The sequence below is a fragment of the Streptomyces flavotricini genome, assembly GCF_020639365.1.
Classification (GTDB): domain Bacteria; phylum Actinomycetota; class Actinomycetes; order Streptomycetales; family Streptomycetaceae; genus Streptomyces; species Streptomyces flavotricini.
Window position 1 is genome coordinate 8129006 of the sequence record NZ_JAINUL010000001.1, and the last position, 254, is coordinate 8129259.

1 protein-coding gene is annotated in these 254 nt (G+C 72.4%); it reads right to left on the reverse strand.

Going from position 1 to position 254, the window contains the following annotated elements:
- Nucleotides 1-254 (reverse strand): STAS domain-containing protein (locus tag K7B10_RS37235; protein WP_372481514.1); only part of this gene is annotated, 254 nt, incomplete at both ends.

A 254-nucleotide genomic window follows, 5' to 3' on the forward strand; every position in this document is an offset into this window, starting at 1 on the left:
GCCAGGGCGTAGCGCTCCCCGGTGCCCGCCCTGGGCCCGGGGATGCCGGCCACGGTGGCCATGCACTGCTGGGGCTGGGGCTGCCAGCCGGTGACCAGAACCCGTAGGCGCATGCTCTCCGCACGCCGGTGCAGGCTCAAGAGGTGGAGGAGGCCGTCGACGTCCATGGCCGTGACAGCGTGCAGGTCCACCAGGAGATCGCGCTCGTCCATGGTCACGTGGTCCAGCGCGCGCTGGAGCACCTCTCCCGCACC